The sequence below is a fragment of the Nonomuraea sp. NPDC050022 genome, from assembly GCF_044460705.1.
Taxonomy (GTDB): domain Bacteria; phylum Actinomycetota; class Actinomycetes; order Streptosporangiales; family Streptosporangiaceae; genus Nonomuraea.
In genome coordinates this window covers 840,794-861,842 of record NZ_JBITKE010000005.1, presented here as the reverse complement: position 1 = coordinate 861,842, position 21,049 = coordinate 840,794, and the positions used below count along the sequence as shown (strand labels likewise).

Here is a 21,049-nt window from a genome sequence, read left to right as displayed (position 1 = left end):
CTCCGTGCTTGTCACGCCGCTGACAAGACCGGAAGCGGAATGTGCAGGCGTTTGGCAAGAATCGAAGCTCTTTCTGCCGTAATTTTCTAGGTCCCTGTAGTCGGCGAGGGGACCCGGGCATGCCCGAGGCACTGATCGAGCGCGTGGCGCGATGGGCGCGGGAGATCCCGGACGCGCCCGCCTACACCTTCGTCGATTACCTGGGCGACGGCTCCCGCGAGACCCTGACCTGGGCGCGGGCCGACCTCAAAGCGCGGGCGCTGGCCGTACGGCTGCGCGAGGTCGCGGGCCCCGGTGACCGGGTGGCGATCCTCGCTCCCCAGGGGCTGCCGTACGTGGTGGCGATGCTCGGCGCCCTGTACGCCGGGATCGTGGCGGTGCCGTTGTTCGCGCCCGATCTGCCGGGGCACGCCGAGCGGCTGACCCGCGCCTACGCCGACGCCGAGCCGGTCGCCGTGCTCACGACCACGGCCGCGCTGCCCGGCGTGCGGGCCTTCGCCGCCGAAGTTCCGGTGATCGCCGTCGACACGGTCTCGGACCTGCTCGCCGACGAGTGGGAGCCGGTGGCGATCGAGCCCGGCGAGCTCGCCTACCTGCAGTACACCTCCGGCTCCACCCGGGCGCCCGCCGGCGTGGAGATCACGCACGGCAACCTTGAGGCCAACGCCGCGCAGCTGTGGGAGTTGTTCCGGGCCAAGCCGCGTACCTCGGTCGCGGCTCTGTGGCTGCCGCTCTTCCACGACATGGGGCTGGTCGCGACGATCGCGCTGCCGATGGTGGCGGGCAATCAGGTGGCGTTCATGGATCCGGTGGCGTTCGTCATGCATCCGGTGCGATGGCTGCGGCTGCTCAGCGAGTTCGACGACGTCTATACCGGCGGGCCCAACTTCGCCTTCGAGTACACGGCGGCCAGGGTCGGCGCGGCCGACAAAGAGGGGCTGGACCTGTCCGGGGTGCGGGTCATGCTGAACGGCGCGGAGCCGGTACGGCCCGGCACCGTCGAGGCGTTCAACGCCGCGTTCGGCGGGTGCGGGCTGCGGCCGGAGGCGCACACCCCGGCGTACGGGCTGGCCGAGGCCACGGTCTTCGTCTCCGCCATGGGACCCGACGAGGCGGTGGTGGCCACGGACTTCGACCGCGACGCCCTCCGCGACGGACGCGCCGTGCCGTACGGCGGGTCGTCGGGGGCGCTGACCACGCTGGTGGCGTGCGGCCGGCCCAGTGGTCAGCGGGTGCGCGTCGTCGGCTCGGGCGGGCAGGAGTCGCCGGACGGGCGCGTGGGGGAGATCTGGGTCCAGGGCCCGAACGTGGCGCGCGCCTACTGGCGCGATCCGCTCCGTACGGCCGAGGTGTTCGGCGCGGTACTGGACGGCGCGGACGGCGCCTGGCTGCGGACGGGGGATCTCGGGGTGGTGTACGGCGGGCTGCTGTACGTCACGGGCCGGATCAAGGACCTGATCATCGTCGACGGGCGCAACCACTATCCCCAGGACATCGAGGTCACCGTCCAGGAGGCGCACCGGGCCGTGCGGCGCGACCATGTGGCGGCCTTCTCGGTGCCGGGGCAGGAGACCGAGCGGCTCGTGGTGGTGGCCGAGCGGTCGCGCGGTGGTGCTTCGGCCGATCCGGCGGAGGTGGCGGCTCGGGTACGGGCAGCGGTCCGGAAATTTCACGATTTATCCGTGCACGACTTCGTGCTGACCGGCACCGGAGCCGTACCCCGGACGACCAGCGGCAAGATCGCCCGGCGGGCCTGCCTGCGGGCGTACCTGGAGGGCGCCCTTGTTTGAGTCGGCGGGGCGCCTGATCCACCGCGGCCGGTGGACGCTGCTGGTCCTGAGCCTGGTGGCGGCCGTCCTGGTCGCGCCCTTCGGGCTGCAGCTGTTCGGCCGGATGGCCGACGGCGGCTTCGCCGACCCGGCCGCCGACTCGACCACCGCCGCCCGCTGGAACGACGTCTGGTACAGCGGCAACGCCCCCGACGTGGTCGTCCTCTACCGGCACCCGCAGGTCAAGGTGCGCGACGCGCGCTTCAAGAAGGCCGTACACGACTCCCTGCGCGCCCTGCCCGTCCAGTACGTACGCAAGCTGGCCACCTACTGGACCACCGGCGCCAAGGAGCTGATGTCCACCGACGAACACGCCACCTACGCCCTGATCACCCTGAAAGGCGCCAAGCAGCAGGCGTACGCGGCGATCAAGGACCGGCTGCCCGTCGCGAACCTCCAGGTCCAGGTGGGCGGCTCGGTGCCGCTCCTGAAGGAGCTGAACGACCAGACGGCCGCCGACCTGGCGCGCGCCGAGGCGATCTCGATGCCGGTGCTGCTGGTGCTGCTCGTGGTGGTGTTCGGCAGCGTGGTGGCGGCCGGGCTCCCGCTGCTCGTCGGGCTCTTCGCGGTGCTCGGCGCGCTCGTGCTGCTCAGGCTGCTGACCGAGGTGACCGAGGTCTCGGTCTTCTCGCTGAACGTCGTCACCATGCTCGGTCTCGGCCTGGCCGTCGACTACTCGCTCTTCGTGCTGAACTCTTTCCGGGAGCAGATCAGGTCCGGTGCCCCGACCCAGGAGGCCGTGGTGCGCACCATGGCGACCGCCGGGCGTACCGTCGCCTTCTCCGGTTTGACGGTGGCGACCTCGCTGTTGGGGCTGCTGCTGTTCCCGCAGATGTTCCTTCGCTCGATCGGGCTGGGCGCGGCGGCCGTGGTGCTGGTGGCCATGGTCGCGGCGCTGGTCGTCCTGCCCGCCGCGCTGTCCGTCCTGGGTCCCCGCGTGGACGCCATCCGCATCACCCCCGACTTCGGCTCGGCCCGCGTGGGTGCCGGCCTGTGGCACGCGATCGCCTCCAGCGTGATGAAACGGCCCGTGCTCTACCTGGTCGCGGTCACCTCCGTACTGCTCGCGCTGGCCGGGCCGTTCGCCCACGTACGGTTCGGCAACGTCGACCACCGGGTCCTGCCCGCCGCCGCCGAGAGCCGCCGCGTCGCCGAGACCGTCGACCGCGACTTCGCCAAGAACTCGATGGCCACGATCGACGTCCACGCCCTCATCGAACGCTCCTTCACCACCCGCCCCGCCGCCGTCGGCCCCCTCGGCCAGGGCTACACCCCGATCAGCGCCGTCACCCCGATCGACCCCACCGACGCCAAACCCCTCGCCGACCGCCTGCGCAAACTGCCCGGCGTCACGGGCGTCGACCTGGCCGGCCTCTCCCAGCCCAACGGCGCGGTACGGCTGGCGGTCCGCTACTCCTACGACCCCATGTCGGCCCAGGCCCAGAACCTGGTGACCCTGATCAGATCCATGACCCCGGAGCCGAACATCCGGCGGCTCGTCGTAGGCGGCCCGACGGCCGCCCAGATGGACCTCCTGTCGAGCCTGCTGTCCAGGTTGCCGTGGATGGCGCTGGTGGTGGGCGGGGTGACGTTCCTGCTGCTGTTCGCCGCCTTCGGCTCCATCGTGCTGCCGCTCAAGGCCCTGCTCATGAACGTCCTGTCGATCGGCGCCTCGTTCGGCGTGATCGTCTGGGCCTTCCAGGACGGCCACCTGGCTGCTTGGCTGCACTTCACGTCGACGGGGACCATCGAGGCCACGGTGACGGTATTGATCCTGGCGGTGGTGTTCGGGCTGTCGATGGACTACGAGCTGTTCTTGCTGTCGCGCGTACGGGCGGAGTGGCTGCGAACGGGCGACAACACGGCCGCGGTGGCGACAGGGTTGCAGCGGACCGGCGGCGTCATCACCAGCGCGGCACTGTTGCTGCTGGTGGTGATCGGGGCGTTCTCGACGGCTGGGATCACGATCGTGAAGCTGCTCGGGGTGGGCATGTTCGTGGCGATCGTGGTGGACGCGACGCTGGTGCGGGCGCTGCTGGTGCCGGCGACGATGCGGCTGTTGGGCGGGGCCAACTGGTGGCTGCCGGGGGTGTTACGGGGGGTGCATCGGCGGATCGAGTTCCGCGAGGGGCCTCCGTCTTCGGGAGGGCCCTCTTCGGCTCAGTTGCCTGCTGGGCTTCTCCCGGACGCGCTTTCCCCGCCAGCGCCGTCCCCGGGCGCCGCGTCGGCGAGTGCGGACGGCGGCGGGAGTCGGCGCCCTGAGACGGCGAGCGGCCCGCGTCCCGGGAGGGCGATCAAGCCCAATCCGGACGGCCCCGGCTGGTGCTGGGCGGAAGATGGCCCTGGGACAGCGGCGCCGGTGACCGTCAACGGCCGCCCAGCCATCTTCGGCGTGGACACCGACCCCATACCGGTATCCGCCGAACACGACCCCCCTGCCGCCCTCCCCGTCCCGCGCCCCGCCGCACCACCCGTCAGAAAGCGCCCCTACAGCGCCGCCGAGCCCGCAATCTCCAAACGACCGCAGGTCACCGCCCGCCCGACCCCCCCAAGCCCGGTCGGCGCCGATACCGCCGACACCGCATCTGGTCCCGACGACCCGGGTGCCCCTGGCTCCAGGCGTGCCGCTGGTACGCGGCGCCCGACCTGGGAGAAGGTCACCACCGGTCGTACCAGGGTCGTCAGGGCGAACCCCAACGGACCCGGCTGGACCTGGGCGGAGGTGGACACGTGACCTTGACCGTCGCCCCTGTCCAGCCCGCCACCCGGTCCCGGCTGCTCCTGACGGTCGTCGGCTTGGCCGGGTTCGTGACGACGCTGGACAACACCGTGGTCACGGTCGCCCTGCCCAGCATCCAGCGCGATCTCCACACCCGCCTGAGCGCGCTCGAATGGGTCGCCACCGGATACATCCTGACGTTCGCCGGCCTCATGATCGCCGGCGGCCGCCTGGCCGACGTCTATGGACGACGCAAGGTGCTGCTCATCGGGCTCACCATCTTCACCGGGGCATCGCTCGGCGCCGGTCTGGCCACGTCGATCGAGCCCTTGGTCGCCGCGCGCCTGGCCCAGGGGGTGGGGGCGGCACTCATCCTGCCCGCGACGCTGGCCGTCTTGGCAGGGCGGCCCGACCGCTCGCTCGGGGTGGCCATCTGGATGGCGTCCGGCGCCGGTGCCCTCGCGTTGGGACCGGTGCTGGGCGGGTACCTGAGCGAGCACACCCATTGGAGCTGGGTGTTCCTGATCAACGTCCCCATGGGAGCGGCCGTCATCGCGCTGGCCACCTTCGCAATACCGGAAACACGCGCCGAGCCTCCCGCCGGGCAGCGGGGTCAGGTGGATGTGCCTGGGTTGTTGGCGTCAGTGGTGTTTTTGGCTTCTGGGACGTTCGCGCTGATCCACGGGGGCGAGTACGGCTGGGGGTCGCCGCCGATCCTGATAGCGGTGGCCGGGTGCGTGGGTGGGGGGCTGCTGTTCCTGGTCCTGGAGCGTGGGGCGCGGGCGCCGATGGTGGAGTTGGGGCCGTTCGCGGGCCGGAGCTTCACGGGTGGGGTGCTGGCTCAGGTGCTGTGGGGGCTCGGGGTCAACGGAGTGTTCTTCTATACCGCGCTGTTCCTGCAGGGGGTGCTCGGGTTCACGCCTACAGCCTCCGGGATGGCGTTCGTGCCGTTGGCGTTGCTCGTGGTGGTCGTCACGCCGCTGGTGCCGGTGGTCGAGCGGCGGCTGGGGAGCGGGAGGACGGTCGCCTGCGGGTTGGTGCTGGTGGCGGGTGGGATGGTGGGGGCGGCGTTCCTGGAGGCGGGGGACGGATGGGGGCGATTGGTGCCCGCTGTCTGCGCGATCGGGGTGGGGTCGGCGCTGACCATGCCGCTGGGGTCGGCCGTGCTGGGGGCGGTGCCTGAGTCTCGGGCCGGGGTGGCGGGTGGCATCTTCTCCGTGAGTCGTGAAATTTCCGGCCTCTTCGGGATCGCGGCCATCGGGGTGATCGTCCACGAGGCCGGAAGCTTCTCCCAGGGGTACGCGCTCGGACTGCTGGTCGCGGCGGCCCTCGTACTACTGGGCGCGTTGATCGCCTTGCTGACACTGCCGTGAGCAGATCGGCCGTGAGATGGTCGGCCAAGACGGTGACCCGCGCCTGAGGGCCGGCCGAGGACCCGCTGGTGAAGGCGGGTCGCGTGTGAGAGCGAGCGGGACGAGAAGGCAGGTTGGGCGTGATGGTGACCCGCGCGTAAGGGCGGGCTGGGCGTGACGGCGGGCAGAGCCGAGAAGGCAGGCTGGGTGTGAGGGTTGCGGTGCTGGCTCTGGGGTCGCGGGGGGACACTCAGCCGTGCGTGGCGCTGGCCCAAGGGTTGGCCGCGCGTGGGCACGAGGCCACGCTCGTGGCGTCCGAACGCTTCGGGCATCTGGCCGCAGGTGAGCGTTTATCGGGCCTGTGGTTTGTGCCACTGGGGGTGGATCCGGTGGCGATCGTCGAGAGTGACGAAGGGCAGGCGTGGTTGCGCAGCGGGCCGCTGGGGTTCGTGCGGGGCTTCAGGGCCGTTCTCGAACCGCTCGCCGCGGAGCTCGTCGCCCAGGTGGACGACGCCTGCGCCGACGCCGAACTGGTCCTGGCGCCCGCGCTCGGCGCCATGGGCAGGCACCTGCACGAGAGGTACGGCATGCCGTACGGGATCCTGCAGTTCCAGCCCAGCGAGCCGACCGGCGAGTTCCCGAACCCGCTGATCCCGTGCCGGACCCTGGGCAGGGTCGGCAACCGGGCCAGCTTCGCCGTGGTCGAGCGGCTTGGCTGGCTGATGCTGGGCCGCATGATGAACCGGCTGCGCGAGCAAGTGCTGGGGCTGCGACCGTTGCGGGGGAGCCCGTTCGCAGCCGACCGGCGGGATCGGGTGCCGGTGTTGTGCGGGGTGAGCCCGCTGGTGGTGCCCAGGCCGCGCGACTGGCCCGACTACGTCCACCTGACCGGCTACTGGCGCCTCCCGCCCAACCCAGAGCCGACCGCCATCCCGCTGCCCCCAGACGTCGCCGCCTTTCTGGATGCTGGACCGCCGCCCGTGTTCGTCGGGTTCGGGAGCATGGTGCCCGATGAGCCGGAGGCGGTCGCCGAGCAGGTGGTCGCGGCGCTGCGGTTGGCCGGGGTACGGGCGGTGGTCCAGGGGCTGCCCGTGGCCGCCTCGGCGGACGTCTGTCCGGTGGGGGAGGTGGCGCACGAGGTGCTGTTCCCGAGGATGACAGCCGTCGTGCACCACGGTGGGGCGGGGACCACGGCGGCGGGGTTGGCGGCCGGGGTGCCGAACGTGGTCTGCCCCTTTTTCTCCGACCAACCATTCTGGGGTCGCCGGGTGGCGGCATTGGGAGCGGGGCCGCCGCCGTTGCCTATTCGGGCGCTGAGCGGGCGGTCATTGGCGGCGCGATTGCTGGCCGTACCGGAATATCGCGAGAACGCGGCGCAACTTGGGGGGCTACTGCGGGTGGAACACGGGGTGAAGAACGCAGTGGATCTCATTGAAGGTAGCTGATCATCCAGATATTGTGCGATATGTCCGTGATCACCCCCTGGAGTAAGGCGCCATGCGACTGAGGAAGATTTTCGTCATCGGATTGGCACTCTCACTGCTGGGCATAGGCGTTCCAGCCTGGTCGGAGGACGATCCGCGCAGCTGCAACGACCTGATGTCCGGCGACACCCCGGCGTACGTCGTCTGCCGCTGGATGGCCACGCCCGACGAGGCACGGGACATCGCCAACTTCTGGCTCTCCAACGACGGCGAGCACATGCAGGAAGCCGGCCCGATGAGCCCGATCACCGTCGACTGCACCGAAGCCGGCAACGAGTGCGCCAACGACTCCGAGGGCGACGGCGAGCTGCACGACGTCGACTCGCCCGATGTCGAGGGCGCCGAGGACGGCGGCTCGCCCGAGTGCCAGTCCGCCGAGGACTGCTTCGTCAACCCCGAGGGCCTGTCCAAGGCCGAGATCCAGGCTGCCGAGAAGTCCGCCGGTGGCCAGGCCGTCAAGGCCGCCGCCGCGGCCGGGATGCGCGTCTGGATCGACGCGGAGCTGGCCGACGACTGGAAGGCGGGCAAGCTCGCCGAGGCGGCCAAGAAGGTCGCCGCGGTCGCGGCGCAGCAGGGCGCCGTGGGGATCAGGTTCAGCTCGCAGCTCGGCTTCAACAAGACGTTCGAGACGGCTGACGAGATGGACAAGTTCGTCACGGAGGCCACGACCACGCTCCGCAACCTCGCGCCGGGCAAGAAGCTGGCCGTGCACACGGTGGTGCCGGTGCTCGGCTGCGGTGCCAACGACACGTGCAAGGCCGAGGTGACCAAGAAGTACCCGCTGCTCGACCCCGAGCGGATCGGCGCCTGGCTCACCAAGGGCCTCGTCGACCAGCTCGCCCTGGACGGCGGGCACCTGGCGACCGAGTACGCCACCTGGAAGATCGACGCCACCGAGGCCCAGCGCAACCAGTGGATCCAGGTCAGGGCCCGCGCCTGGGACGCCTACGGTCAGATCGCCGCGGAAGACGCGGGCTTCGCCGCCGTGGGCTCGCCGCAGCTCACCGCCGAGCAGGCCACCAAGTCGATCACCGACCGCATCGCCACGCCGCTCCAGGCCGACGCCGCCGAGACGATCAACCTCTGGTCCCGCTGGCAGAACGACCAGGGCCAGGTCAGCAGGCTGTACGGCGAGAAGTGGGCCGAGAACGCCACCTGGGACCAGCTGAAGAAGCTGACCTCGATCCGTCCCCGGCTGGCCACGATCTACGACCCGTCGGCGCCGGAAGTCGACTCGGCCACGGACCTCAAGAAGCTGTCCGAGGTGTTCGGGCAGGTCTATCTGCACACCGCCTGATCAGCTCGCCGTCCCGACCCTGGCGGCGAGGCGCTCGCGCAGCGCCGTCAGGCGGGAGATCTCCTCATCCAGGGCGGTGAGCCGGCGCTGGACGACTCCGGTGCCCTGGGTGCAGCCAGTGCTGTCGTACGGCGGCAACGCGTCGCCCTCCAGAAGGTGGAGGCGTTCGGCGCAGCTGCGTACGTCCTCGACGGTCAGCCCCAGCGACAGCAGCTCGCGGATGATCCGCACCAGCGTCACGTCACGGGGCCCGTACTCCCGCTGCCCGGTCATCGTGCGCGGCGCCGGGGGCAGCAGCCCGCGCTGCTCATAGAAACGCAGTGCCCGAGGTGTCGTGCCCGCCGCTGCCGCCGCGTCGCCGATCCGCATCAGCCCTCCAAAGGTAACTACAGCTCTACGACGACGGCTCCGAGGTGCCGGCCGCCGATCATCTCGTGCAACGCCTGGGGAGCCTGCTCGATGCCCGGCACTCGTACGTGCGGAAACGTGATCTCTCCGGAACGCAGCCAGCCGCCGAAGCGCTCGATCCACTGCGCTCGTGCCCGCGCGTCGTCCGGGGCGCTGAAGCCACGCATGGTGACGCCCTTGAGGATGAGCTGGTAGGTGTCCAGTTCGACCGGCGCCGTCGTACCGGTGCCGTGCGCCGACATCTGGCCGGACAGTGCACCGACCAGGACGAACCGTGCCCCGGGCCGGGCCACGGCCAGCGCCGCCTGGAGCTGTTCGCCGCCGACGTTGTCCAGGAGGACGTCGATGCCGTCTGGCGCGATCTTGGCCAGCTGCTCGCCGATCGGCTCCGCGCCGCGGATCACGGCGGCGTCGTACCCCAGCTCGGACACCAGCCGCTCAGCCTTCTCCGGTGAGCCGGTGCTGCCGATGACCTGGCCCGCGCCGAGCAGGCGGGCGATCTGCCCGGCCAGCGAGCCGACCGCGCCGGCGCCGCCGGAGACGAACACCGTGTCGCCCGGCCGTACCTCGGCGCCCAGGGTCAACGCGGCGTACGCGGTCCAGCCCTGTGCCAGATGCGCGACAGGGTTGGGCAGTGCGTCACCCAGTGGGGTGCATTGGGCCGCGGCCACGGCCGCGTACTCGCGCCACCCGAGCCAGTGTGAGACCAGCTCACCGGGGCGCAGCCCGCTGTCCGCGGGCGCTGACACGACCTCACCGATCGCCGCCCCGAACAGGGTGTCACCGGGGAGGAGCGGGGGAAACGGCGCGCCCTTCACCGACCCGCCGATCAGGGTGCGGAGTGCCGCGAAGACGTGGAAGAAGCGATTGCGGACCAGTACCTGGCCTTCTTCAGGCACGGGCAATGGCGTCTCGACGACCTCGAAGTGCTCCGGCCTCGGCAGGCCGTCAGGCAGGCTGGCGAGCCGGACTTCGCGGGACGTACGGGGCAAGGCTTCGCGGGACATGCGGGATAGGGCGGGCATCGACGCTCCTCAGCGGTGGGCAGGGGGCCCATATGGCGTCGCGACCCTAACCCTTGACCCATACGTCAAAGGCAAGTCGCACGATGAGGAGATGGTCGTGGCTCGCCGCCCTGGGGCACACGCCGCAGGCTGGATTTCCGATAGCACGAACTGACCAGACGGCTTGGGCCCGGGGAGCACGAGGGCCGGAAGGTAACCTCGCCGGAGGTGTGGGGACATGTCCCCACTGTCACCGCCCGAGCTCCATCGGCGCGGAGCGCCTGAAGGCGGTGACCATACTTACAGGGCCGGGCCCGATAACACGCGTCAACACACGCCGACAGCGCCCTCTGGCGAACGCTGCCCGCTTCAGATGGTGCCAGGCGGTTTCAGAGTTTGATCAGCTTGGCGTATGGGGTCGTGATGCGTTCCTGTCGTGATCCGAAGTCGATGAGGACGGCCTCGTCCTCGACACCGATGACCCGACCGAGACCGTAGCGGTCGTGGGACACCTGGTCGTGCATGCTGAACTGCTCGACCGGCGGCGCCGGAGGCGGGGGTTTGAAGGGGCTGGTGGGCAGGTGGCGCCGGGTCGCGGCGCTGGGTGGCTTCATCTACTCCAGTATGCGCCACCGCGAGATCTTAGAACGCCACATTCGCCGCAGTGGTTCGGTTTTCGGGCGTGAATACCCAGGAACATCGGCCTTATGCCCGTTTTATTGGCGTCCGGAAAGCCGCGGACAGGGGGTCGTCACCGCTCAGGGTCGGGGATTGGCCAACTGCCAGTCGCCCTGGCGGTCCGTCGTGTCCAGCTTGGGCGGGCCGCCGCCCGGCAGGCCCAGCGCGGCCAAGATCATGGGGTACGAGTTCTTGAACTCCCTGATCCAGTACGGCCAGGTGTGGGTGCCGTTGCCGTACAGGTTGAGGGTGTGCTGGATGCCCAGGCTGTTCAGGCGCTTGCTCAGGGCTTTGACCGTGTAGGCGGAGATGGGTTCGCCCAGGTGGGCCGGGTGCCAGGGGGAGCCGGGCGGGTCCAGGGGGCCCATGAAGCTGTTCGTGCCGCTCGACATGTAGATGGAGACGCCCCTCAGCCTCGGGGCCAGGGCCACGGGGTCGTTGGCCGCCCAGATCCGCCTGTCGCGGACGGGGTCGCCCCACAGGGCCTTGGGGTCCTGCTTCTCACTGGCCTGGGCGTTCATGATGATCGCCGGGATGCCGGGGATCTCGGTGGCCATGATGCCGCTGTACGCGCCGACGAAGCGGAACATCCCCGGATAGCGCGCCGCGTACTTCATCGCCCCGTACGCGCCCATCGACAGGCCGGCCACGGCCCGCCGGGTGCCCGCACGGTAGCCGATCTCCAGCAGCCGCCGCACCTCGTAGGTGTGGAACGTGGCCCACGCCGGTGTGCCGCCCTTGCCGCCGTTGTACCAGTCGGAGTAGTTACCGGCTCGGCCTGCTTCCGGCATGACGACCATGGCGTCCAGGTTCTCGGTGAAGCCGGCTATGTCGGTCATGCGGGTCCAGGAGGTGTAGTTGTCGGCGCCGCCATGGAGGAGGTACAGGACGGGCCAGGTACGGTTCGCCTGCTTGGACCAGCCCTTGGGGAGCAGCAGTCGGACCGGCGTCATCAGGCCGATCGACGGTGAGGAGATGAGGAGGTCGAGCATGCGAGGGCTCAGCCACCTCTCCCGCACGACGCGGGCACTGCCGGGGAGGGCTTTCTGGCCGGGCATGTAGTTCGTCGCGGTCTTGGGGGCCGCCGTGGGGCGCCCGCCCTTGGCCTGTTGAGCGTCCGTGCCCGTGGTGGTCGATTTTCCGTCGGGCACAAGCGACCAGCCCGGATCGGCGAGTACGGGGGTGGCGTTCGAGCCGACGAGGAGCACCGTCGTCGCCAGTGCCAGTAGGGCGCGGGATCGCATGAGGGCTCCCCTTCGCAAGTGAGACCGGAGGCGAGGCTAGGGGCCCGGGTACCGGCCCAGCTATGCCCCAACGCAACGAAATATCGCCGTAGGGTGCGCTCTGCCGGACAAAACCGAGGGTTATCACTGGCGTGACAAATCGGACCCGAGGAATGTTCGGTACGGGCCTGCCCCGGTGCCACGGCGTGTGGGTATGTTGGCCGATCACCCGGCAGCATGGGAGCCCTCGTGAACGTACTGGGCGAAGCCGACATCCGCCGCTTCCTCACCGAGCGGATCGCGTCACGCGGAGTCGAGCGGGTCGATCCGGAACGGCCGCTGGAGGAGTACGGCCTGTCGTCACGTGACGCGGTGGCGATCGCGGGCGAGCTTGCCGAGCTGCTCGGCAGGCAGCTGAGCCCGACCCTGGCCTGGGAGCATCCGACGATCAACCGCCTGGCCCGCGCACTCGCGGAACCGCCTCAGGAGGACAGGACGGAGATCCCCGGCGACCTGGGTGAGCCGGTGGCGGTGGTCGGGGTGGGGTGCCGGTTGCCGGGCGTGCACGGCCCCGAGGCGTACTGGGAACTGCTGCTCGACGGGCGGGACGCGGTCGGCGAGGTGCCCGCGGGGCGGTGGGAGGCGTTCGACGACGGATCGGCGCGTACGGAGGAGGTACTGGCCGGTACGACCAGGCACGGCGGGTTCCTGGAGGACGTGGCCGGGTTCGACGCGGAGTTCTTCGGGATCGCGCCGGGCGAGGCGGCGCTCATGGATCCGCAGCAGCGGCTGCTCCTGGAGACGGCCTGGGAGGCGCTGGGGCACGCGGGCATCGCGCCGAGGTCGCTGGGCGGCAGCCGTACCGGGACGTACGTCGGCATCTCCGGCGCCGAGTACGCCTACCTGACCAGCGCGGACCTGAGCGGCGTCGGCGCGTGGACGGCCACCGGCGCGGCCCTCAGCATCGCCGCGAACCGCCTGTCCTACCTGCTCGACCTGCGCGGCCCCTCGATGGCGGTGGACACGGCCTGCTCGTCCTCACTCGTCGCCACCCACCTCGCGGTAGGAGCCCTGAGATCGGGGGAGTGCGACCTGGCCCTGGCCGCCGGGGTGAACCTTTTGCTGTCGCCCCTGGTCACGGTGGCCTTCGACCAGGGCGGCGGTACGGCGGCGGACGGGCGGTGCAAGACGTTCGACGCGTCGGCGGACGGCATGGTGCGGGCCGAGGGCTGTGGCGTCGTCGTACTCAAACGCCTGACGGACGCCGAACGCGACGGCGACCGGGTGCTGGCGGTGATCAGGGAGACCGGCGTCAACCAGGACGGCCGCTCCAACGGCCTCGTCGCCCCCAACCCCGAAGCGCAGGAGGCCCTGCTGCGTGAGGTGTACGCAGGGCTGGACCGGGGGCCCGACTACGTGGAGGCACACGGAACGGGCACGTTCCTCGGCGACCCCATCGAGGCGCGGGCCATCGCCGGGGTCTTTCCCGGGCAGATTCTGCTCGGCTCGGCCAAGACGAACCTCGGCCACCTGGAGGCGGCGGCCGGGGTCGCGGGGCTCATCAAGACGGTCCTGGCGCTGTGGCACGGCGTGATCCCACCCAGCCTCCACTTCCGGCAGCCGAACCCGCACATCCCGTGGGAAAGGCTACGGGTCGTCACCTCGCCGACGCCGTGGCCACGGGTGGACGCACGCGCGGGGGTGTCGTCGTTCGGCTTCGGCGGCACCAACGCGCACATCGCTCTGGCCGCCTATCGGGCGGTGGGGGAGGCGGCTTCCGCCCGCTCGACCGCCTCATCGGCCGCCCAGCCCGCCCTCACCCAGCCCGTCGCCGCCCACTCCGTCCTCACCCAGCCTCCGCAGCCCGCGCCTGCCCAGCACGTCTTCGTCCTCACCGGTGCTACGCCCGATCGCGTGCGGCAGTACGCCGAGACCCTGGCCGCATGGCAGCCCTCGGCCGACCTCGGCGACATGGCCCACACCCTGGCCAGGCGAGCCAGTGGCGCTCGCGCGGCCGCCGTTGTGACCGCCGCCGACACGGCCGAGCTGCGTGATCGCCTCGCCGCCGTCACGCCCCGGCCCGTCCCCCTGGCGCCGGTCGGCCCGGTGTGGGTCTTCAGCGGGTACGGCTCACAGTGGCCGGCCATGGGCCACCACCTGTACGAAACGGAGCCGCCCTACAAGCAGGCCATCGACGAGCTCGCGCCGCTGCTCCGAGCTGAGGCCGGCATCGACCTCCACACCACGGAGGCCCGGGGCGTGGCCACCGTCCAGCCCATGATCTTCGCCGTCCAGCTCGCCCTGGCCCGCCTGTGGCAGGCGTACGGCATCGAGCCCGCCGCCGTGATCGGCCACTCGATGGGCGAGGTGGCGGCTGCCGTGGTGGCGGGCGGCCTCGACCAGCACGACGCGGTACGCGTGATCTGCCGCCGCGCCCGCCTCCTCGCCAGCCTCGGCGGCATCGGTGGCATCGGCGGCGGTGGTGGTCGCCGTCACGGTGGTGGTCGCGGTCACGATGGCGGTCGCAGTCCCGATGGCGGGGGCGGCGGTCGAGATGGCGATGGCGGTCGCGGTGGTGGTGGGGCGATGGCCGTGGTCGGGGTGGCTGCCGATGAGGTGCCCGGTGACCTGTATGTGGCGGTTCATTCCGCCCCGCACCAGACCGTTGTCACCGGCGCTCCCGAGCGGGTCGCCCGGTTCGTGGCGGAGGTCGAGGCACGAGGGCTGTTCGCCAGAACACTCACCACCGAAGGCGCCGGACACTCACCCCAGGTCGCCCCTCTGCTACCGAAGATCAGGAACGAGCTAGCCGCCATCACCCCCGCCAAGCCGCGCCTGCCGTTCTACTCCACGGTCTTGGACGACCCTCGCGAGACTCCCACGTTCGAGGCCGCGTACTGGGCCGCGGGCGTGCGTCGGCCGGTTCGCCTCCTCCAGGCCGTACGGGCCGCCGCGGAGGACGGATTCACCGTCTTCACCGAGCTCAGCCCGCACCCCGTGCTGAGCCAGGCGCTCCAGGACACGCTCCCGGCCGCGACGATGATCACCCACTCCCTCGAGCGCCACCACGACCACGCCTTCCACTCCCAACTCGCCACCGTGGCCACCGCCATCACGCCCAGGACGCGCGGCCGGGTGGTGGACGTGCCTGGAGCGCCGTGGCGGCACACCCGCAACTGGGTCACCCCGTACCGCCGCCCGCCAGGACACCGCCTGCTCGGCGCGCACGTCGAGACCCCGGCCGGACACGCGTGGACCACCGCGCTCGACGACCTCGCCGACGCGCCCTGGCACCTGGACCCGTCCGACTGGCACCGCCATGGCCACCCTGTGCTCCCGCTCACCGCCGTGGCCAGACTGGCGCACGCCGCGGCCGTGGAGGTGTACGGCTCAGCGGAGCCGCACGGCTCAGGGGAGCTGCACGGCTCAGCGGAGTCGCACGGTGTGGAGCTGTACGAGGTGGCCCTGCACGCGCTGCTTCCCCTGCCCGCGCAGGTGACGGTCACCCTGGCGGGTGCGCGGGTCGAGGTGACCGCCAAGAACGCGGCGGGCTCCTGGACCGTCTACGGCTCAGCCAGCCTCACGCAGCCGACCGCGCCGCCCAAGGCTCTGGACACACAGTCGGCTGAGCCGCCCGAGGCCCTGGAGAGGGTACGGCGGGTGGCGGCGGACGGCACGCTCCACGGGGTCGAGAGCCGGGAACTTCCGGCGTCGAGCATCCCGGTGCCCCTCGACGCCAAGCTCATCGAACGCGTCTGGGCCCCCGCCCCCTTGCCGACGGCTCCGGCGGGCGAGGTCCAAGAGGTGGCGGAAGGGTCGGGCGTTGTTGTGCGAGTTCCGCGGCTGCTGGAGCCGTCGGCGGCTCGGCGGCTGATCCTGGACCTGGCCCGCCTCGCCGACCAGGGGACACAGCTCACGATCGTCACCGAACGCGCTCAGGCCATACGGGACGGAGAAGCCGCCGATCCTGGTCCCGCCTCGCTGAGCGGGCTGGTCAGAGTGCTGGCGCTGGAGCGTCCCGAAGCCCGCGTCAGGCTGGTGGACATCGACGACCCCGGCGTGCTGCCACGGGAACTCGCCACCCCGACCGGAGACGACGAGGTGGCCTGGCGCGACGGCGTCCGCTACGCGGCCCGACTACGCCGCGCCACCCTGCCCCCGGGCCCGGCGACCTCCCGCTCGGCGGCCTCCGCCTCCGCGACCCTTGGCTCGACGGCCCCCGCCCCAGCGCCCCCTCGCCCGGCGGTCCCCGACCCGGCGACGCCGCGTTCGGCGACCTTGCATTCGGCCACGGCGGTCGCGGGGCCCGGGGGGTATGTGATCACCGGTGGGTACGGGAGGCTCGGGCTGGTCGTCGCGCGTCGGCTGGCCCGCCTTGGCGCCACCCGCATCGTGCTGAATGGCCGGTCCGCCACCCCCGTGCCCAGCGACCTCGCGGGTGTCGCCCAGGTGGTGGCGGGCGATCTGGCCGCTCAGGGTACGGCCGAGCGGCTTGTGGCGGCCGCGACCGAGGGAGGGGTACGGCTGCGCGGAGTCGTACACGCGGCCGGAGTCCTGGACGACCGTCTGGTCGCCGACCTTGACCCCAGCAGCCTCGAACGGGTCTGGGCCGCCAAGGTGGACGGCGCGCTCAACCTGCACCGAGCCACCGAACACCTGGACCTCGACTGGTGGGTGGCCTTCTCCTCCGCCGCCGCGCTGCTCGGGTCTCCTGGGCAGGCCGCTTACGCCACGGCCAACGCCTGGCTGGAGGCCCTCTGCCGACTGCGCCGCGCCCGGGGGCTGCCCGCCATCGCCATCGGCTGGGGTACGTGGGCCGGCGCCGTCACAATGCCAGGCGTCGAGCCGCTGACCGCCGAGGAGGGTGTCGAGGCGTTTGAGGCGTTGATCCAGCGGGACCGGTGTGCGGGAGTGGTCAGGATCGCCCCAGCTGCGGCCTTGTCGGTGTTTCCTGGGATTGGTCGCCTTCCGTACTTCTCTGATGTCGCCGACCTCGCTCCAGAGGTGCGGCGCGACCTCGGGCCTGAGGGAGTGCTGGCCACTGTCAGAGAGCGGGTCTCGGCCGTGCTCGGGGTGGAGCCGGTGTGGCTCGACGAGGGCGCCGTGCTCACCGGCCGAGGGCTCGACTCACTGGCCGCCACCCGGCTGCGTGGCCTGATCGAGTACGACTTCGGCGTCACGATCTCGACGACACCGCTGCTCAACGGCGGGACATTGGGCGAACTGGCCCTGGCCGTCACCGCCGAACTGGGCCCCCCGCAACCCAAACCGCCACCCGCCTCAGCAGGTCGGGCGGACGCGGCGACAGATCCGGCGCCTGCCACGGCGGATCAGGACGCGGTGACGGGACCGCCGCGCGGCACAGCCGGACCGTCGGGTGCCGTCAACGGGCGTGCGGTGGTTGGGCCGAGGGACGCGGCGGAGCGGCAGGTGGTTCGGGTGCTGACCGGTCTGCTGGGACGCGAACCCTCGGTCACCGAGACCATCGCGCCGGACATGCTGGCGAAGGCCCTCGACCTTCTCCGCCTCGAACTCGGTAGACCGGTCGCGACAGGTGGCGGACAGGAGAGAGCGCGGGAGAGTGTGCGGGTGGCCGAGGTCGCCGATGCCGTACGCCAGGGCGAGGCAGCCGAAGCCGGGCTCGCCACCGTCAGACCCTTCACCGAACGAACCGGGACCAAACGGACCGACCGCACTGAGCGGACCGGCGGCAGGCCGCTGTTCCTGGCCCACCCCGCCGGTGGCACCACAGGTGTGTACGCCCTGCTGGCCGCCCACCTAGACCTCCCGGTCATCGGCCTGGAGCGGCTGGACGACGCGGCTGAGCTGGGTATCCCAGAGCGGGCCGCCCGTTACACCGAGGCCGTCAAACGGACCTGTCCGGGACCGTACCGGCTGGGTGGCTGGTCGTTCGGGGGCATCCTGGCGTTCGAGATCGCCAGACGGCTGGGCGACGACGTCGAGCTGGTCGTGATGGTCGACTCGGGGCTGCCCGAGCGGGTGCCCGAGGAGCGGCGGCGGGAGATCCAGGCCCGGCGGTACGTGGACTTCGCGGCCTATCTGCGCGATACCTACGGCGTCCGGGTCCGCCTCGACCCACGAGAGCTCCTGGCGCTCGACGAGCGCGGGCAGCTCGCGCTGGCCGAGGAGCGGATCGTGGAGTCCGGCGTGCCGGAGCTGCTCAGCCCGGCCATCCTGCGTCACCAGATCACCTCGCACGAGGACACCAGGGCCATCGACCGCTACGAGGCCGGACCGTACCTGGGCGACGTGCTCCTCTACCGGTCCACGGAGCGGACGCCCTGGGCGGTCGAGGACGTCCGGTACGCCCACGAGGACGATCCGGCACGTGGCTTCCGCCCGTACTGCCCGTGCCTGGAGATCATCGAGGTCCCCGGCGCGCATCACCTCAACCTGCTCGATCCACCCCATGTCGAAGGCATCGCCGCCGACCTGAAGAGGAGGCTCGCATGACGCTGGCAGAGGCCGTGGTGGCGGGCGCGGCGCCTGCCGAGCTGGCGAGCCTGGAGGTGCCCACGCGCTACCGCGCCGTACACCTCCGCAAGGACGAGGTCGGCATGTTCGAGAGCCCGGGCAAAGACGACCTGGGCAAAGACCGCCCGAACAAAGACCGCCCGGACAAGGACGGCCCGGACAAGGACGTGCGGAGGTCGCTCCATGTAGGCGAGGTGCCGATGCCGGAGCTGGCCCCCGATGAGGTGCTCGTCGCGGTCATGGCCAGTGCGATCAACTTCAACACGGTCTGGTCGGCGATGTTCGAGCCGATCCCGACGTTCGCCTTCCTGGAGCGGTTCGGCCGTACGGATCCCCGGCACGACCTGCCCACCCACGTGCTCGGCTCCGACGCGGCCGGGGTGGTCGTCAGGGCGGGTCAGGCGGTACGGCACTGGCGTCCCGGGGATCGCGTCGTCACCAGCCCCGCCTACCTCGACAGCCAGGACCCGATGGTGCAGCACGACGGGATGCTGGCCGCGGACCTGCGCGCGTGGGGGTTCGAGACGAACTTCGGGGGGCTGGCGGAGTTCGCGGTGGTCAAGGCGACCCAGTTGCTGCCCAAGCCGAGGCATCTGAGCTGGGAGGAGGCGGCGTGCAACATGCTGTGCGCGTCCACGGCGTACCGGATGCTGGTGGGCGAGCGCGGCGCGCGGATGAAGCAGGGCGACGTGGTGCTGCTGTGGGGAGCGACGGGCGGCCTCGGCGCGTACGGCGTGCAGCTTGTCAGGAACGGCGGCGGCATCCCCGTCGGCGTGGTGAGCTCACCGGAGAAGGCCGCGCTGCTGCGCGAGATGGGCTGCGAGCACGTCGTCGACCGATCGCGCTTCGACGACCTGACCGATGAGAAGGGCTGGCGCGGGCTGGGGGCGGAGGTCAGGCGGTTGGTGGGTGAGGACCCGGCCATCGTCTTCGAGCACACCGGAAAGGACACTTTCGGCGCTTCGGTATATGTCGCGAAAAAGGGTGGAAAGGTGGTCACGTGTGGCTCGTCCAGCGGGTACGACCACACCTACGACAACCGCCACCTGTGGATGCGGCTCAAGCAGATCATCGGCTCACACGGCGCGAACTACCAGGAATGCCACGAGACCAACCGCCTCATCTCGCTCGGCATGGTCCATCCCACGCTCTCCCGGGTGTACCCGCTGGAAGAGGCGGCGGACGCGGCGCGCGCCGTACAACTGAACCAGCACGTCGGCAAGGTCGGCGTGCTCGCGCTGGCCCCCGAGCAGGACCTCGGCATCGAGGACGGCCGTCTCCGCGAGCGCGTCGGAGAGGATCGGCTCAGGCTTTTCCGGGCCCAAAGTTCATGATCGAGGCCCGGCGGGCACGGAGCACGATCTCCAGCTCGAAGCGGATGTCCGGATCGGCGAGCTGGTCGCCGTAGAGCTCCTCCAGCTGCCGCAATCGGTAGCGGACCGTCTGCGGATGTACGTGCAGCCGAGCCGCCACCTCACCCGCCCCCCGGCCGTACCGCAGCCAGGCCAGCAGTGTCTCCGCCAGCCGGTCCTGCTGCGTGGGCCGCAGGTGGGCCAGTGGCGCCAGGCGTACCTCCGCCAGCGCGTTGACCAGCTCCTCGTCCTTGAACACCACCAGCGTCGCCATGTGGTCCGCGCAGTGCAGCAGGCCGCGCGGCAGCACGCCGCGCCCGGACAGCTCCAGCGCCTCGGCCGCCCAGCGCAGCGACGCCGCGGCGGCGGTCAGGGGCACGGGCGGCCCGATGGCGCCCAGGTAGCCGCGGAGCGCGGTCTCCAGCATGCGCGCCTGGCCGGGGCCGTTCGGGTCGGGTATGAGCAGGCAGGGCGTGGCTCGATCCAGGCCCATCAGTACGTCGGGCGGCATCGCGGGTGAGCGGCAGGTGCCGTGCTGGTCGTCGAGGGCGACGCAGGCCACGGTCTTGGGCAGCCGCCACCCGGCGGCCTTGGCCAGGTCGGAGATGGCCTCCGCGCCGGCGGGCGGCCGGCTCAGCAGCAGGTCGAGCAGGCGGTTGCGGCGGCGCTCGATCTCGCCCGCCGCGTGCGCCCTGGCCTCGTCGAAGCCCTCGGCCGCGGCGTCGGCGAGCTGGTCGAGGTAGACGAAGATGGCCTCGCCCAGGTCGTACAGGGACTGCGGGGAGAGCCCTAGAGTGTCGGCGATCTCGGTGAGCCGCCGCCAGCCGACCCTGGCGCCCAGCCGCATCGCGGCCTGCAGCGGCTCCAGGTTGCGTCCCTCCGCCGCCTCGCCCTTGCCGATCATGCGGAACGGCTCGGGGTCCCAGGGGGCGCCGGGGTCCTCGATGTGGTCGAGGAAGCCGTCGATGGCCTGCTCGACGGCCATCCTGACGACCTTGATGTAGACCTCGTCGGACGGTCTGGCGTACTCGGGGATGCGAACCTGGATCTCCGCGATCACCTCGGCGGAGATCCGGCCGATTCCGGCCCTGAGCGTCTTCACGATGTCCGCGGAGATCCGGGTCTCGCTGGTGTCACTCTTGATGGCCATCGTCCCTCCTGTCGCCATTGTTACCCGTGCGGCAGAGGTTTGTGTAGCAAGTGCTTGT

General features: G+C 71.1%; 12 protein-coding genes. 7 read left to right on the top strand and 5 right to left on the bottom strand.

What is annotated here, in order from left to right:
* Window positions 1–119 precede the first annotated feature (119 nt).
* From ACIBO2_RS25515 to ACIBO2_RS25495, 5 genes are all read left to right on the top strand, one after another.
* Complete coding sequence (locus ACIBO2_RS25515) at window positions 120–1,790, top strand: fatty acyl-AMP ligase (RefSeq protein ID WP_397299800.1); 1,671 nt, start codon at window positions 120–122, stop codon at window positions 1,788–1,790.
* Window positions 1,783–4,563, top strand: coding sequence for an MMPL family transporter (locus tag ACIBO2_RS25510; protein ID WP_397299797.1), 2,781 nt, complete (start codon window positions 1,783–1,785; stop codon window positions 4,561–4,563). Before ACIBO2_RS25515 ends, ACIBO2_RS25510 begins: the two co-directional genes overlap by 8 nt.
* Window positions 4,560–5,921, top strand: a complete 1,362-nt coding sequence (locus tag ACIBO2_RS25505; protein WP_397299794.1) for an MFS transporter — start codon at window positions 4,560–4,562, stop codon at window positions 5,919–5,921. The genes ACIBO2_RS25510 and ACIBO2_RS25505 overlap by 4 nt, the downstream gene beginning before the upstream one ends.
* 188 nt (window positions 5,922–6,109) lie before the next feature.
* The gene (locus ACIBO2_RS25500; protein ID WP_358545677.1) at window positions 6,110–7,345 is read left to right on the top strand and encodes a glycosyltransferase; all 1,236 of its coding nucleotides are present in this window, start codon (window positions 6,110–6,112) and stop codon (window positions 7,343–7,345) included.
* A gap of 52 nt (window positions 7,346–7,397) precedes the next feature.
* Entirely contained in the window at window positions 7,398–8,681 is a 1,284-nt protein-coding gene (locus tag ACIBO2_RS25495; protein ID WP_358545675.1) for a hypothetical protein, read from the top strand.
* Here the strand turns inward: ACIBO2_RS25495 and ACIBO2_RS25490 are convergent, their stop codons facing one another.
* From ACIBO2_RS25490 to ACIBO2_RS25475, 4 genes are all read right to left on the bottom strand, one after another.
* Complete coding sequence (locus ACIBO2_RS25490) at window positions 8,682–9,050, bottom strand: MerR family transcriptional regulator (RefSeq protein WP_397299790.1); 369 nt, start codon at window positions 9,048–9,050, stop codon at window positions 8,682–8,684.
* Between the two features lie 17 nt (window positions 9,051–9,067).
* Complete coding sequence (locus ACIBO2_RS25485; RefSeq protein ID WP_397299788.1) at window positions 9,068–10,114, bottom strand: MDR family NADP-dependent oxidoreductase; 1,047 nt, start codon at window positions 10,112–10,114, stop codon at window positions 9,068–9,070.
* A gap of 368 nt (window positions 10,115–10,482) precedes the next feature.
* Window positions 10,483–10,707 carry a hypothetical protein gene (locus ACIBO2_RS25480; protein ID WP_225300811.1) on the bottom strand — a complete coding sequence of 75 codons (225 nt, stop codon included), beginning with the start codon at window positions 10,705–10,707 and terminating at the stop codon, window positions 10,483–10,485.
* 144 nt (window positions 10,708–10,851) lie between these two features.
* The gene (locus ACIBO2_RS25475; RefSeq protein ID WP_397299785.1) at window positions 10,852–12,015 is read right to left on the bottom strand and encodes an alpha/beta hydrolase-fold protein; all 1,164 of its coding nucleotides are present in this window, start codon (window positions 12,013–12,015) and stop codon (window positions 10,852–10,854) included.
* A gap of 228 nt (window positions 12,016–12,243) precedes the next feature.
* Here ACIBO2_RS25475 and ACIBO2_RS25470 point away from each other — a divergent pair, with 228 nt between their 5' ends.
* Both ACIBO2_RS25470 and ccrA read left to right on the top strand, forming a co-directional pair.
* Window positions 12,244–18,468: an SDR family NAD(P)-dependent oxidoreductase gene (locus tag ACIBO2_RS25470; RefSeq protein ID WP_397299782.1), complete on the top strand. Its 6,225-nt coding sequence runs from the start codon at window positions 12,244–12,246 to the stop codon at window positions 18,466–18,468.
* Window positions 18,465–19,823: a crotonyl-CoA carboxylase/reductase gene (gene ccrA, locus ACIBO2_RS25465; RefSeq protein ID WP_358545669.1), complete on the top strand. Its 1,359-nt coding sequence runs from the start codon at window positions 18,465–18,467 to the stop codon at window positions 19,821–19,823. Before ACIBO2_RS25470 ends, ccrA begins: the two co-directional genes overlap by 4 nt.
* Here ccrA and ACIBO2_RS25460 read toward each other — a convergent pair.
* Window positions 19,795–20,991: a helix-turn-helix domain-containing protein gene (locus ACIBO2_RS25460; protein ID WP_358545667.1), complete on the bottom strand. Its 1,197-nt coding sequence runs from the start codon at window positions 20,989–20,991 to the stop codon at window positions 19,795–19,797. The genes ccrA and ACIBO2_RS25460 overlap by 29 nt on opposite strands.
* Window positions 20,992–21,049: the final 58 nt, after the last annotated feature.

Bases quoted from the DNA above. Each gene is read 5' to 3' on its own strand.
- ACIBO2_RS25515 (WP_397299800.1), top strand. From the start codon at position 120: ATGCCCGAGGCACTGATCGAGCGCGTGGCGCGATGGGCGCGGGAGATC.
- ACIBO2_RS25495 (WP_358545675.1), top strand. From the start codon at position 7,398: ATGCGACTGAGGAAGATTTTCGTCATCGGATTGGCACTCTCACTGCTG.
- ACIBO2_RS25490 (WP_397299790.1), bottom strand. From the start codon at position 9,050: ATGCGGATCGGCGACGCGGCGGCAGCGGCGGGCACGACACCTCGGGCA.
- ACIBO2_RS25485 (WP_397299788.1), bottom strand. From the start codon at position 10,114: ATGCCCGCCCTATCCCGCATGTCCCGCGAAGCCTTGCCCCGTACGTCC.
- ACIBO2_RS25480 (WP_225300811.1), bottom strand. From the start codon at position 10,707: ATGAAGCCACCCAGCGCCGCGACCCGGCGCCACCTGCCCACCAGCCCC.
- ACIBO2_RS25475 (WP_397299785.1), bottom strand. From the start codon at position 12,015: ATGCGATCCCGCGCCCTACTGGCACTGGCGACGACGGTGCTCCTCGTC.
- ccrA (WP_358545669.1), top strand. From the start codon at position 18,465: ATGACGCTGGCAGAGGCCGTGGTGGCGGGCGCGGCGCCTGCCGAGCTG.
- ACIBO2_RS25460 (WP_358545667.1), bottom strand. From the start codon at position 20,991: ATGGCCATCAAGAGTGACACCAGCGAGACCCGGATCTCCGCGGACATC.